This is a genomic window from Streptococcus sp. k-163 (assembly GCF_013277555.1).
Lineage (GTDB): Bacteria > Bacillota > Bacilli > Lactobacillales > Streptococcaceae > Streptococcus.
On sequence record NZ_VMND01000003.1, the window covers coordinates 1 to 13,424 of the forward strand.

The window sequence follows — 13,424 nt, forward strand, 5'->3', positions numbered from 1 at the left end:
AGTACGGATGGCGAAGGCAATGTCATTACTCCACCAACTGTAGAAGTTCCAGCGTATACCGATCCAGTAGGTACAAGTAGTACAGATGGCGAAGGCAATGTTATTACACCACCAACTGTAGAAGTTCCAGCGTATACCGATCCAGTGGGCACAAGTAGTACGGATGGTGAAGGTAACTTGATTACACCACCAACAGCAGAAGTTCCAGCGTATACCGACCCAGTGGGCACAAGTGGTACGGATGGTGAAGGTAACTTGATTACGCCGCCAACTGTAGAAATTCCAGCCTACACAGGCAGTGTTAACGGCATTCCAGAAGTTACCCCAGCTCAACCAGACTATGAAGGTAGTGTAAATAGTATTCCAGAAGAAATACCAGCTCATCCAGATTACGACGGTAGTGCTAATGGAATGTCAGAGGGAACGCCAACATCTGAAACTACAATAAATAAAGATCGACAACTTCCAAATACAGGAACAGAGAAATCAAATACATCACTTGTTGTAGCTCTCTTAGCAGCTATGACTGGTGGACTTCTCATTTCACGAAAACGGAAGGAAGAAGAGTGACGATTTATAGATTGTACAGTCAATAACAAGTGATTTGTATAAAATCAGTAAAATGAGTTGATATACAAGTAACTGTGTTTACATCAGAAAGCAACGTGTTTAGCGTTGCTTTTTGATTCTTTGTCATGAAGCTAGAATAGTGCAATGCGAATTCTAAGGCGTTGTTAGAAATTGATCTACAGTAAATTGAAACAAGAATAAGACAAAAGAGCCTCAAAAAAAGTATTGCAACTTGGTAATACCTTTTTGAGGTGCTTTTTGATATAGGCCCATGTTTTCTCAATAGGATTGTACTCAGGTGAGTAGGGAGGAAATGGTAAAAGTTTATGCCCGAATTCTTCACATAAGAGCTCTAGCTTATCCATTTTTTCTTTCTTTTTATATCGAACTAAATAGGAGATGGTTATAAATGGAATTAACGGATAAGATTCGTCGAGTTTATCTTCCCATGACGGAAACGGGTTTTTATATCTTGTTCTGTTTGCAAAAGGAGCGTCATGGTTATAGTATTACGCAAAAGGTCAAGGATATGACAGATTCGCAAGTCTTGATTAGTCCTGGAACTATGTATGGAACCTTGTCAAAAATGGAAAAGGATGGTTTGATTTCCTTTGTCCGAGAAGAAGAAAAACGGAAAATCTATCAGATTACAGACTTGGGACGCAAAGTCTTAGAGATTGAATTGAAACGTATTGAACGGCTCTATAGAAACAGTCGGGAGGAAGGATGATGGAAAAGAAGATTGTTTATAGAATTGCTACCATTGCGGATTATGATAGAGAGGCTTTATATCTTAGAAAAATGCATGCTGAGGGTTGGAGACTTAAGGAAGTGACCCACTGTAACTTAGTAGTTGCGGTTAAGTATACTTTTGAAAAGTGTCAGCCTGAGCAGGTGTCTTATCAGTTGGACTTTTATCCCATGAAAAAATCAGAGAGAGCATCCTATTTACAACTATTTAAAGACTGTGGCTGGGAGCATATTACAAACTTTAATGGTTTTTCCTACTTTAGAAAAGCACATTCTGAAATTGAGTCGGATGCGGAGTTTGAAATCTATAATGATGCGACCGGGAAGTTAGCTATGGTCAAACGCATTTTAACAATGCGGATGCTTCCTATTTTACTTCTCTTTGCAGCTCTACTACCGATTTTTTCAAAGTTCCTCGGTAGAGGTAGTTATTTCAGTTGGGAAGTGTTTTTGATTTTCATAATAGATTGGGTTTTATTGATAGTTTTTGTGATTCAGATTTCTTATATTTTTTGGAAATTGTTTCAAAAGTGGAAAGAATTATCCGATAAATAAAGCCGTATATGTATTCTAATTTGGAGGTTAGACAATGAATAGCAGAGTACAATTTCGGATTTTCACTATTCTTGATTTGGATAAGAAAGAAGAATATTTACATGAGATGCACTTGGAAGGTTGGAGGTATAGAGCGAGTCGTTTTGGTTTGTTCTATTTTGACCAATGTCAACCAGACGATGTTATCTACTGTATCTATGATTCTAGATTTCTTAAAAAGTATAAGCATGAACTGCAAGATTTTAGAAATAGAGGTTGGGAATTGATAGAAACAGGTTTTTGTTCAATTTTTCGTAAACCAGCTTCTGATCTACTTTCAGAGGATCAAGTCTATATGAGTAAGGGGCTCAGATGGGAAGTTATGCGATATAGACTTCGTTCATGTACAGCTACTTTCTTAGGTGGTCTTGTTGTTTGTATGAGTCCGTTTAGAGAAGATCTTTCTATGTCTTTCTTCATTATTTTTGTTTTGTATGCTTTTCTGATTTCCTATCTAATCTATGGTTATTTCAGACTAAAAAGAAAATACCTAGTAGATAAACAGTAAGTTTCTAGGTCTTCAGACTGATTTTTAGCACTCTTTACAAAAGAGTGCTAATTTTTTGAGTTTTTATCTTGACATTCTCTTCTAAGGGTGTATAATAGAATCATAAGTTAGCACTTGAGGGTATCGAGTGCTAATCGATCAGACAGAGAGGAGTGATGAGATGGTTACAGAGCGTCAACAGGATATTTTAAATCTGATTATTGACATTTTTACCAAAACGCACGAACCTGTCGGATCCAAAGCCTTGCAAGAGTCTATTAACTCTAGCAGCGCAACCATTCGTAATGACATGGCGGCTCTAGAAAAGCAAGGTTTGCTTGAAAAGGCTCATACTTCAAGTGGTCGGATGCCAAGTGTTGCTGGTTTTCAGTACTATGTGAAACACTCACTGGATTTTGACCGACTGGCTGAAAATGAGGTTTATGAGATTGTTAAAGCCTTTGATCAGGAATTCTTCAAACTGGAGGATATTCTGCAAGAGGCCGCTAACCTACTGACAGACCTGAGTGGCTGTACGGTAGTAGCACTAGATGTTGAACCGAGCAGGCAACGTTTGACAGCCTTTGATATCGTTGTTTTGGGGCAACATACAGCCTTGGCAGTATTCACCTTAGACGAGTCGCGAACGGTTACCAGTCAGTTTCTGATTCCAAGGAACTTTTTGCAGGAGGATTTGCTGAAACTGAAGAATATCATTCAGGAACGTTTCCTCGGTCACACCGTTCTAGATATCCACTACAAGATTCGGACAGAGATTCCGCAGATTATCCAGCGTTACTTTACAACAACGGACAATGTCATGGATCTCTTTGAACACATCTTTAAAGAAATGTTTAACGAAAACATTGTGGTGGCGGGCAAGGTCAATCTCTTGAATTTTGCCAATCTGGCAGCTTATCAGTTCTTTGACCAACCGCAAAAGGTGGCCCTGGAAATTCGTGAGGGGCTGCATGAAGATCAGATGCAAAACGTTCGTGTTGCAGACAGTCAAGAGTCCTGTCTAGCTGACCTAGCGGTGATTAGTAGCAAGTTCCTCATTCCTTATCGAGGAGTTGGAATTCTAGCCATTATCGGTCCAGTCAATCTGGATTACCAACAGCTAATCAACCAAGTCAATGTGGTCAATCGTGTTTTGACCATGAAGTTGACAGATTTTTACCGCTACCTCAGCAGTAATCATTACGAAGTACATTAAGATTGAAATCATTAAAGGAGGCGAAAATGGCCCAAGATATAAAAAATGAAGAAGTTCAAGAAGAGGAAGTTGTGGAAACGGTAGAAGAAACAACTCCTGAAAAGTCTGAGTTGGACTTGGCAAATGAACGTGCGGATGAGTTCGAAAACAAATACCTTCGCGCTCATGCAGAAATGCAAAACATCCAACGCCGTGCCAATGAAGAGCGTCAAAACTTGCAACGTTACCGTAGTCAGGATTTGGCAAAAGCAATCTTACCATCTCTTGACAACCTTGAGCGTGCACTCGCAGTTGAAGGTTTGACAGACGATGTTAAAAAAGGATTGGAGATGGTGCAAGAAAGCTTGATTCACGCTTTGAAAGAAGAAGGAATCGAAGAAATCGCAGCTGACGGCGAATTTGACCATAACTATCATATGGCCATCCAAACTCTCCCAGCAGACGATGAACACCCAGCAGACACCATTGCACAAGTCTTCCAAAAAGGCTACAAACTCCATGACCGCATCCTGCGCCCAGCCATGGTGGTGGTTTATAACTAGGATACAAAGCCCGTAAAAAGCTCACAGTAAAAATAGGAGATTGACGAAGTGTTCGATGAACACAAGGAAATCTATCTTTTTTACCCAGAGCTTAGGGCGTGTTCGATTAGGCAATTCTGACGGTAGCTAAAGCAACTCGTCAGAAAACGGCAATCGCTATGGCGTTTGCCTAGCCTCCTTACTAACTCGTCGTCGAAATAATATCGATTTCGACTCCTCGTGTCGTAACATAAATACATTGAAAACTTGTCCGAAACGACACTAAACTATGAAAGAAAGATAAAAAGCAAGCCGGAGGCTTGCAAGGAAGATATTGCCCGCCGTGGTGAAAGTTTCAGTAGCTTTTGCTACTGAAACAGGGGATTTTTGAGACAATAGGCTCAAAAATAAGTGATGAAATCCCGTAGGGAGTTGCTCACGTCCCCACCACTTAAGGGGAATATCAAAAAAATCAAAATTAGAATTAAAATAACAAGGAGAAAAACACATGTCTAAAATTATCGGTATTGACTTAGGTACAACAAACTCAGCAGTTGCAGTTCTTGAAGGAACTGAAAGCAAAATCATCGCAAACCCAGAAGGAAACCGCACAACTCCATCTGTAGTATCATTCAAGAACGGAGAAATCATCGTTGGTGATGCTGCAAAACGTCAAGCAGTTACAAATCCAGATACAGTCATCTCTATCAAATCTAAGATGGGGACTTCTGAAAAAGTTTCTGCTAACGGAAAAGAATACACTCCACAAGAAATCTCAGCTATGATTCTTCAATACTTGAAAGGTTATGCTGAGGACTACCTTGGTGAAAAAGTAACTAAAGCAGTTATCACAGTTCCAGCTTACTTCAACGACGCTCAACGTCAAGCAACAAAAGACGCTGGTAAAATCGCTGGTCTTGAAGTAGAACGTATCGTCAACGAACCAACTGCAGCAGCTCTTGCTTACGGTTTGGACAAGACTGACAAAGAAGAAAAAATCTTGGTATTCGACCTTGGTGGTGGTACATTCGACGTATCTATTCTTGAATTGGGTGACGGTGTCTTCGACGTATTGTCAACTGCAGGGGACAACAAACTTGGTGGTGACGACTTTGACCAAAAAATCATCGACCACTTGGTAGCAGAATTCAAGAAAGAAAACGGTATTGACTTGTCTACTGACAAGATGGCAATGCAACGTTTGAAAGATGCAGCTGAAAAAGCGAAGAAAGACCTTTCTGGTGTAACTTCAACACAAATCAGCCTGCCATTTATCACTGCTGGTGAAGCTGGACCTCTTCACTTGGAAATGACTTTGACTCGTGCGAAATTTGACGATTTGACTCGTGACCTTGTAGAACGTACAAAAGTTCCAGTTCGTCAAGCCCTTTCAGATGCAGGTTTGAGCTTGTCAGAAATCGACGAAGTTATCCTTGTTGGTGGTTCAACTCGTATCCCAGCCGTTGTAGAAGCTGTTAAAGCTGAAACTGGTAAAGAACCAAACAAATCAGTAAATCCTGACGAAGTAGTTGCTATGGGTGCTGCGATCCAAGGTGGTGTGATTACTGGTGATGTCAAAGACGTTGTCCTTCTTGACGTAACACCATTGTCACTTGGTATCGAAACAATGGGTGGGGTATTTACAAAACTCATCGACCGCAACACTACTATTCCAACATCTAAATCACAAGTCTTCTCAACTGCAGCAGACAACCAACCAGCCGTTGATATCCACGTTCTTCAAGGTGAACGCCCAATGGCAGCAGATAACAAGACTCTTGGACGCTTCCAATTGACAGATATCCCAGCTGCACCTCGTGGAATTCCTCAAATCGAAGTAACATTTGATATCGACAAGAACGGTATCGTGTCTGTTAAGGCCAAAGACCTTGGAACTCAAAAAGAACAAACTATTGTCATCCAATCTAACTCAGGTTTGACAGACGAAGAAATCGACCGCATGATGAAAGATGCAGAAGCAAACGCTGAAGCAGATAAAAAACGTAAAGAAGAAGTAGACCTTCGTAACGAAGTAGACCAAGCAATCTTTGCGACTGAAAAGACAATTAAAGAAACTGAAGGCAAAGGCTTCGATGCAGAACGTGACGCTGCCCAAGCTGCCCTTGATGACCTTAAGAAAGCTCAAGAAGATAACAACTTGGACGATATGAAAGCAAAACTTGAAGCATTGAACGAAAAAGCTCAAGGACTTGCTGTTAAACTCTACGAACAAGCCGCAGCAGCGCAACAAGCTCAAGCAGGAGCAGAAGGCGCACAAGCCACAGGAAACGCAGGCGATGACGTCGTAGACGGAGAGTTTACTGAGAAATAAGATGCAAAGCCCGTTAAAACCTCACAGTGAAAATAGGAAATCTGACGCAGAAACTTTAGTTTCTAGGAAGATTTGTCTTTTTCACCAAGAGGTTAGGGAGTGCTCGATTTAGCATTACTAGTTTGATTTTTAAAACTCGAACGTCGTAATGATAGGAAGAAATCCAGAGGTTGCAACCCAGCCTCTGTTTTTCGATAAAATAGAGGATGTTGCGTATGAAAAAAGTACTTTGTATCATTTATCCTAATTTTTCTCTTTATGAGATAACCACTTTAACGAGTACTTTAGCTCTGTCTTTTGATATCACGATTGATTATGTAGCTTCTGAGAATTCGATGGTGGTCTCTGAGGATGGTTTGCCCTGTCAACCGACGAAAACATTGGATCAGATCCGCATAGAAGATTATTCTTGTGTGATTTTGCCAGGAATGGTAAATATAGGTTCTACTCTACAAGATGAGAAATTGATCTCGTTTTTGAGAAGTCTTAATGAGCAGGATATCCTAATTGCAGCCATTTCTTCAGCGCCTCTTTTATTGGCGAAAGCAGGCTTGTTGAACGACACGAAATTTACAGGTGGAATTTGGCAAAACTTCTTTGATTATTTTGAATTTCTTCCACGTGAGAATTTCCAACCGAAAGTTCTTGTCCAAGATAAACAAATCATTACGGCTATTGGTTTTGCACATCAAGAGTTTGCAAGAAAAGTGATTTTCGGTTTAGGGTTGGCAGAGAATACGGACAACTATTTTAAAGAACAGAACGAGTATGCTGAAGAGGATTTGATATTTACTCTATCAGATGAAGAGTTTAATCAAGTAAAGCAGAGTATAGAAAACAGCCTCTAAAGATTTACATGAAAATTATAGAAAGGAATAAGGGTGTTCAGGGAATTGAACTCACACTCTGAGCTTTCTTACTCAATATAAAAGAAAGGAATTGAACCCGACCTAGATTGAGGTTTTATTCCGCAATATTAACAGAAAGGAATAAGGGTGTTCGAGTAACTGAACACGGGCTACGGACTGTGCCAAAAAGATAGTTTTTCTAGGACGCAAGCGTCCGTCGTCAAAACTCCTTTTTTGGCTGTGTCCGGCTGACGCCCTTTGTATCTTGAATTATGAACAATACTGAATTTTATGATCGTCTGGGGGTGTCAAAAAACGCTTCGGCAGACGAGATCAAAAAGGCTTATCGTAAGCTTTCCAAAAAATATCACCCAGATATCAATAAGGAGCCTGGTGCTGAGGAAAAGTACAAGGAAGTTCAAGAAGCCTATGAGACTTTGAGTGACGACCAAAAACGTGCTGCCTATGATCAATATGGTGCTGCAGGAGCTAACGGTGGCTTTGGTGGTGCTGGTGGTTTCGGCGGTTTCAACGGAGCAGGTGGCTTCGGTGGTTTTGAGGACATCTTCTCAAGTTTCTTCGGCGGAGGAGGTGCTTCGCGTAATCCAAACGCTCCTCGTCAGGGGGATGACCTCCAATACCGTGTGAATTTGACTTTTGAAGAAGCTATTTTTGGAGCTGAAAAAGAAGTTAAATACAACCGTGAAGCAAGCTGTCGTACATGTAATGGCTCTGGTGCTAAGCCAGGAACAAGTCCAGTCACTTGTGGACGCTGTCATGGTGCTGGTGTCATTAACGTTGATACACAAACTCCTCTTGGTATGATGCGTCGTCAAGTAACCTGTGATGTCTGTCATGGTCGTGGAAAAGAAATTAAAGATCCATGTACAACATGTCACGGAACAGGTCATGAAAAACAAGCCCATAGTGTACATGTAAAAATCCCTGCTGGTGTGGAAACTGGTCAACAAATTCGCTTAGCTGGTCAGGGTGAAGCAGGATTTAACGGTGGACCATACGGTGACTTGTACGTGGTGGTTTCTGTGGAAGCCAGCGACAAGTTTGAACGTGAAGGAACGACTATCTTCTACAATCTCAACCTCAATTTTGTTCAAGCAGCTCTTGGTGACACAGTTGATATCCCAACTGTTCATGGTGATGTTGAATTGGTTATCCCAGAGGGAACTCAGACTGGAAAGAAATTCCGCCTACGTGGCAAGGGAGCTCCTAGCCTTCGTGGTGGTGCAGTTGGTGACCAATACGTTACTGTTAATGTCGTAACACCGACAGGCTTGAACGACCGCCAAAAAGCAGCTTTGAAAGAATTCGCAGCTGCTGGTGATTTAAAAGTCAATCCAAAGAAAAAGGGCTTCTTTGACCATATTAAAGATGCATTTGAAGGAGAATAAAGCAAAAAGAGCCGTCGGGCTCTTTTTACTTATCTTCAATTTCCTGTGTTTCTTTGATCACAGCTAGTCTAGTCTGGATATCCTTTTCCAAGACCTTAAACTTGTAAGTCAGGTCTTCTTGGTATTCCTTGATGAGTTCTTTTTGCTGGTCGATGATTTGCAGGCTATTTTGGATAATATCCACATCGTCCTTGATAGCTTGAACGCGGTCAGTTGTATTCAAGACTTCATCTGTGATGGTTTGACGATTTTTTGTGACCAGATAACTTCCGGCTGCAGCTCCTGCAAATAGCAGTAGGTTGGATAATTTCATGGCAACTCCTTAGGCGTTTTTGATGGTTTCAGCGACTTGAGCAAGTTTGTCAAAGTCTGGTTCGTGGGCGATAAAATCAATCTTGAGGTCATCGTCCGCACCGTAACGAGGTACAAGGTGAACGTGGGTATGAAAGACGGTTTGACCAGCGATTTCTTCGCAGTTGGCAATGATATTCATGCCAGCAGCCTTGGTAGCTTTCATGACTTTTTGAGCCACTTTTGGCACTTGGGCAAAGAGTTGGCTGGCGCTAGTAGCGTCCATTTCCAAAAGATTACGATAGTGTTCTTTTGGCACGACCAAGGTATGTCCTGGTGTCACTTGAGAGATATCAAGAAAGGCAAGAACCTGCTCATCTTCATATACTTTTGAAGCAGGGATTTCCCCTGCGATGATTTTACAAAAAATGCAATCTGACATAAAATCTACCTCTACTGTATTGAATTTTGATATAATATAGCTACATTATACCAGATTTGGAGAAAATATGTTAGAAATTAAAAATCTGACAGGTGGCTATGTCCATGTCCCTGTCTTGAAAGATGTGTCTTTTACTGTTGAAAGTGGACAGTTGGTTGGTTTGATTGGTCTCAATGGTGCTGGGAAATCAACGACAATCAATGAGATTATCGGTCTGTTGACACCTTATAGTGGTTCCATCAATATCAATGGCTTGACCCTGCAAGAAGATGCGACTAGCTACCGCAAGCAGATTGGTTACATTCCCGAGACACCTAGCCTGTATGAGGAATTGACCCTCAGAGAGCATATCGAAACAGTTGCCATGGCTTATGGTATTGAGCAAAAAGTGGCTTTTGATCGAGTAGAAGCTTTGTTAAAAATGTTCCGTCTGGACCAGAAATTAGACTGGTTTCCAGTTCATTTTTCAAAAGGGATGAAGCAGAAAGTCATGATTATCTGTGCTTTTGTGGTGGATCCGAGTCTCTTTATCGTGGATGAGCCTTTCCTTGGTCTTGATCCGTTGGCTATTGCAGACTTGATTCAGCTTTTGGAAGTGGAAAAGCAAAAGGGTAAGTCTATTCTCATGAGTACTCACGTGCTGGATTCGGCGGAGAAGATGTGTGATGCCTTTGTCATTCTCCATAAGGGAGAGGTGCGTGCCAAGGGGAATCTCCTGCAACTGCGCGAAGCCTTTGATATGCCTGAGGCTAGTTTGAATGACATTTACTTGGCGCTGACCAAAGAGGAGGACCTATGAAAGACTTGTTTTTAAAGAGAAAGCAGGCTTTTCGTAAGGAGTGTCTTGGTTATCTGCGCTATGTTCTCAATGACCACTTTGTCTTATTCCTGCTTGTTCTGCTGGGCTTTCTAGCCTACCAGTACAGTCAACTCTTGCAACATTTTCCTGAAAATCATTGGCCGATCCTTTTGTTTATAGGAATTACCTCTGTTTTACTTTTGCTTTGGGGTGGAATTGCCACCTATATGGAGGCTCCAGACAAGCTCTTTCTCTTAGTTGGAGAAGAGGAAATCAAGCTCCATCTCAAGCGTCAAACTGGCATTTCCCTATTCTTTTGGCTCTTTGTCCAGACCCTTTTCTTGCTTTTATTTGCGCCTTTATTTTTGGCCATGGGTTATGGCTTGCCAGTTTTTCTGATCTATGTGCCTTTATTTGGGGTAGGGAAATATCTGCTCTTTCGTCAAAAGGCCAGCAAATTTTTCACTGAAACTGGTCTTGATTGGGACTTTGTCATTTCCCAAGAAAGTAAGCGTAAGCAAGTCTTGCTTCGTTTCTTTGCTCTCTTTACCCAGGTCAAGGGAATTTCAAACAGCGTCAAGCGTCGTGCCTATCTGGACTTTATCCTAAAGGCTGTTCAGAAGGTGCCTGGGAAGATTTGGCAAAATCTCTATCTGCGTTCTTATCTGCGAAATGGAGATCTCTTTGCCCTCAGTCTCCGTCTTCTCTTGCTTTCCATACTGGCGCAGGTCTTTATCGAGCAGGCTTGGATTGCGACAGCAGTGGTGGTTCTCTTTAACTACCTCTTGCTCTTCCAGTTATTGGCCCTCTATCATGCCTTTGACTACCAGTATTTGACCCAACTCTTTCCGCTGGACAAGGGGCAAAAGGAAAAAGGTTTGCAGGCGGTAGTCCGAGGATTGACCAGTTTTGTTTTACTTGTGGAATTAGTCGTCGGCCTTGTGACTTTCCAAGAAAAATTAGCCCTTCTAGCCTTGCTGGGAGCTGGTTTGGTTTTACTAGTCTTGTACTTACCTTATCAGGTAAAACGTCAGATGCAGGACTAGCATTGCCTATACGACACTAAAAAAGAAGTTGAGTTCAGTTTGTCTCAACTTCTTTTATTTTCTACAAGATAATGGTTGGTCCGTAGAGACTCAACTTGGTCTTGACTTGGTCAAAGTGGAAGCGGTCATAGGCCCGCCAAGCGGCGCGAGTAGGAGCATCTGGATTGAGGGCGCTGAGTCCCATGAGAAGACTGGAAGTCTGGTAAAATTTTTCCAGTTCAATCAAGACTCGATTATCCACAGTCTCAGCCTTGGCTAGAAAACCAAGAATAGAGTTTAATTGCTCCTGAAAGCGGACGTCGTCAGCTGTTGCCTGTTTGCATGCTTGGTAGGCTTTGTTTAAGTCCGTAATCAAAGTCTGAGCTGTTTTGATTGGGTTTGTCATTTACGTGACCTCCTATATAATTTATATTTTAAGGTAAGGGATTGTGTAAATCTCCTAGTGAGGCACCTATATTATTAGCAACATTGCCAACTATGTTGCCCCAATCAATGATACATTTACCATTATCAAGATTAGCTTTATTATATGAATATCCATTTCTACATAGTACATTATCGCTAATTATATGAAACGGAGAATACCATCCATATGGAATACTACCGCCATTTATATGAGAAAGTTCGATTGATGTTAATTGTTTTGTTTTATTTGACTTGGCCATAATTTTCTCCTTGTTATATTTACGTCAATTGCAATAGAGTATATTTATAGGGTGTTAATCATGGTGGATGTGAATAAATCATATGCAGCCCTCCTTTTTTGATGATTTTTAAAGTTATTGCAAACATAGTCTTTCTATAATCATAGTTTATCACTTTTAACTCTTTTTTTTTATTCAAATCTTTAATTGTCATTGAAATGTCTTGAATTGCGCTGAGTGAATTTTATGATAAAATAGTGGTAAGATTATCATGCTTATTTGAGGAACAAGCTACCTTTCAGGAGCGTTGAAGGCCTGTTTAGGATTGGGTGTGCTTGTGTTAAATTTTTTCTGTTATTCTTTTCTTAGGAGGAGAATCCAATGAAACATATGATTATTCAGACACAGAAAACAGTCTATAAAGTAAACGTCGACGATATCTACTATATCCAAGCACATCCAACTAAAGCCCATACCGTACAGATTGTTACAGAAGAGGCTAGTTTTAATATGGTTCAAAATTTAAGTAATCTTGAGAACCAATATGGGGAAAACTTGATGAGGTGTCATCGAAATTGTTTGGTCAATCTTGATAAAGTAAAATCGATTGATTTTCAAGAAAGAATCCTTTTTCTTGGAGAAGAAGGTCAATACGCTGTCAAGTATGCCAGACGTCGCTATAGAGAAATTCGTCAAAAATGGTTGAAAGAAGGAGAGTAAGAAGATGAGAATATTTGTTTTAGAAGATGATTTTTCCCAACAAGCTAGAATTGAAACAACGATTGAGAAACTCTTGAAGGAACATCATATCACTCCCAGTTCTTTTGAAGTTTTTGGCAAACCAGACCAGCTGCTGTCAGAGGTGCATGAGAAGGGGGCCCATCAGCTATTCTTTTTGGATATTGAGATTCGAAACGAGGAGATGAAAGGGCTAGAAGTAGCTAGAAAGATTCGGGATCGAGACCCCTATGCTCTCATCGTCTTTGTGACGACTCACTCGGAGTTTATGCCCCTGTCCTTTCGCTACCAAGTGTCTGCTTTGGACTATATTGATAAGGCCCTTTCGGCAGAGGAATTTGAATCTCGGATCGAGACAGCCCTCCTCTATGCCAATGGTCAAGACAGTAAGAGTCTAGCGGAAGATTGCTTTTACTTTAAATCAAAATTTGCCCAATTCCAGTATCCTTTTAAAGAGGTTTATTATCTCGAAACGTCGCCCAGAGCCCATCGTGTTATTCTCTATACCAAGACGGACAGGCTGGAATTTACAGCGAGTTTAGAGGAGGTTTTCAAGCAGGAGCCTCGTCTCTTGCAGTGCCATCGCTCTTTTCTCATTAATCCTGCCAATGTGGTTCGTTTGGATAAGAAAGAAAAACTTCTTTACTTCCCCAATGGTGGAAGCTGTCTGATAGCGCGTTATAAGGTCAGGGAAGTGTCTGAGGCTATCAATAACTTGCATTGAGCTAGGAGAGTTT

Annotated in this window: 17 protein-coding genes and 1 pseudogene; 13 read left to right on the top strand and 5 right to left on the bottom strand. The window is 41.0% G+C overall.

Going from position 1 to position 13,424, the window contains the following annotated elements:
* Window positions 1-570 (top strand): LPXTG cell wall anchor domain-containing protein (locus HT731_RS00800; protein WP_173277248.1); only part of this gene is annotated, 570 nt, incomplete at its 5' end.
* 176 nt (window positions 571-746) lie between these two features.
* Here the strand turns inward: HT731_RS00800 and HT731_RS00805 are convergent.
* Window positions 747-938 (bottom strand): annotated as a pseudogene (locus HT731_RS00805) (transposase); the annotation flags it as partial.
* Between the two features lie 41 nt (window positions 939-979).
* On the opposite strand from HT731_RS00805, the gene HT731_RS00810 reads away from it, so the two are divergent.
* The 8 genes from HT731_RS00810 to dnaJ all read left to right on the top strand — a co-directional run bounded on the left by HT731_RS00810 (window position 980) and on the right by dnaJ (window position 8,727).
* Window positions 980-1,300, top strand: a complete 321-nt coding sequence (locus tag HT731_RS00810) for a PadR family transcriptional regulator (protein ID WP_173277250.1) — start codon at window positions 980-982, stop codon at window positions 1,298-1,300.
* Window positions 1,300-1,875, top strand: a complete 576-nt coding sequence (locus HT731_RS00815; RefSeq protein ID WP_173277252.1) for a DUF2812 domain-containing protein — start codon at window positions 1,300-1,302, stop codon at window positions 1,873-1,875. The genes HT731_RS00810 and HT731_RS00815 overlap by 1 nt, the downstream gene beginning before the upstream one ends.
* A 34-nt stretch (window positions 1,876-1,909) precedes the next feature.
* Window positions 1,910-2,422, top strand: a complete 513-nt coding sequence (locus tag HT731_RS00820) for a DUF2812 domain-containing protein (protein ID WP_173277254.1) — start codon at window positions 1,910-1,912, stop codon at window positions 2,420-2,422.
* 160 nt (window positions 2,423-2,582) lie between these two features.
* Window positions 2,583-3,617 (top strand): heat-inducible transcriptional repressor HrcA, encoded by a 1,035-nt coding sequence (gene hrcA / locus HT731_RS00825; protein WP_101776838.1) that lies wholly within the window; start codon window positions 2,583-2,585, stop codon window positions 3,615-3,617.
* A 26-nt stretch (window positions 3,618-3,643) separates the two neighbouring features.
* Window positions 3,644-4,159 (top strand): nucleotide exchange factor GrpE, encoded by a 516-nt coding sequence (gene grpE / locus HT731_RS00830; protein ID WP_173277256.1) that lies wholly within the window; start codon window positions 3,644-3,646, stop codon window positions 4,157-4,159.
* A gap of 487 nt (window positions 4,160-4,646) precedes the next feature.
* Window positions 4,647-6,470 (top strand): molecular chaperone DnaK, encoded by a 1,824-nt coding sequence (dnaK, locus tag HT731_RS00835; RefSeq protein ID WP_000034661.1) that lies wholly within the window; start codon window positions 4,647-4,649, stop codon window positions 6,468-6,470.
* A 215-nt stretch (window positions 6,471-6,685) separates the two neighbouring features.
* Window positions 6,686-7,318, top strand: coding sequence for a DJ-1/PfpI family protein (locus tag HT731_RS00840; protein WP_061759563.1), 633 nt, complete (start codon window positions 6,686-6,688; stop codon window positions 7,316-7,318).
* A gap of 272 nt (window positions 7,319-7,590) precedes the next feature.
* On the top strand, window positions 7,591-8,727 hold the full coding sequence (gene dnaJ / locus HT731_RS00845) for a molecular chaperone DnaJ (protein WP_001066319.1): 1,137 nt from the start codon (window positions 7,591-7,593) through the stop codon (window positions 8,725-8,727).
* Window positions 8,728-8,752: 25 nt separating this feature from the next.
* On the opposite strand, the gene HT731_RS00850 is transcribed toward dnaJ, so the two are convergent.
* Complete coding sequence (locus HT731_RS00850; RefSeq protein ID WP_000777754.1) at window positions 8,753-9,040, bottom strand: hypothetical protein; 288 nt, start codon at window positions 9,038-9,040, stop codon at window positions 8,753-8,755.
* Between the two features lie 9 nt (window positions 9,041-9,049).
* Window positions 9,050-9,460: an HIT family protein gene (locus HT731_RS00855; RefSeq protein WP_140833392.1), complete on the bottom strand. Its 411-nt coding sequence runs from the start codon at window positions 9,458-9,460 to the stop codon at window positions 9,050-9,052.
* Window positions 9,461-9,527: 67 nt separating this feature from the next.
* Here HT731_RS00855 and HT731_RS00860 point away from each other — a divergent pair, with 67 nt between their 5' ends.
* A complete protein-coding gene (locus tag HT731_RS00860) occupies window positions 9,528-10,259 on the top strand; it encodes an ABC transporter ATP-binding protein (RefSeq protein ID WP_140833394.1) in 732 nt (243 codons plus the stop codon).
* Window positions 10,256-11,305, top strand: coding sequence for an ABC transporter permease (locus HT731_RS00865; RefSeq protein ID WP_153226621.1), 1,050 nt, complete (start codon window positions 10,256-10,258; stop codon window positions 11,303-11,305). The genes HT731_RS00860 and HT731_RS00865 overlap by 4 nt, the downstream gene beginning before the upstream one ends.
* Window positions 11,306-11,366: 61 nt before the next feature.
* Here HT731_RS00865 and HT731_RS00870 read toward each other — a convergent pair whose 3' ends face one another.
* Entirely contained in the window at window positions 11,367-11,690 is a 324-nt protein-coding gene (locus HT731_RS00870) for a helicase BlpT (protein WP_153226620.1), read from the bottom strand.
* A 28-nt stretch (window positions 11,691-11,718) separates the two neighbouring features.
* Window positions 11,719-11,970 (bottom strand): hypothetical protein, encoded by a 252-nt coding sequence (locus tag HT731_RS00875; protein ID WP_001130044.1) that lies wholly within the window; start codon window positions 11,968-11,970, stop codon window positions 11,719-11,721.
* 360 nt (window positions 11,971-12,330) lie between these two features.
* Here HT731_RS00875 and HT731_RS00880 point away from each other — a divergent pair, with 360 nt between their 5' ends.
* Window positions 12,331-12,669: a LytTR family DNA-binding domain-containing protein gene (locus HT731_RS00880; RefSeq protein ID WP_033679706.1), complete on the top strand. Its 339-nt coding sequence runs from the start codon at window positions 12,331-12,333 to the stop codon at window positions 12,667-12,669.
* Window positions 12,670-12,673: 4 nt separating this feature from the next.
* A complete protein-coding gene (locus tag HT731_RS00885) occupies window positions 12,674-13,411 on the top strand; it encodes a LytTR family DNA-binding domain-containing protein (RefSeq protein WP_173277257.1) in 738 nt (245 codons plus the stop codon).
* The last annotated feature ends 13 nt before the right edge of the window (window positions 13,412-13,424 follow it).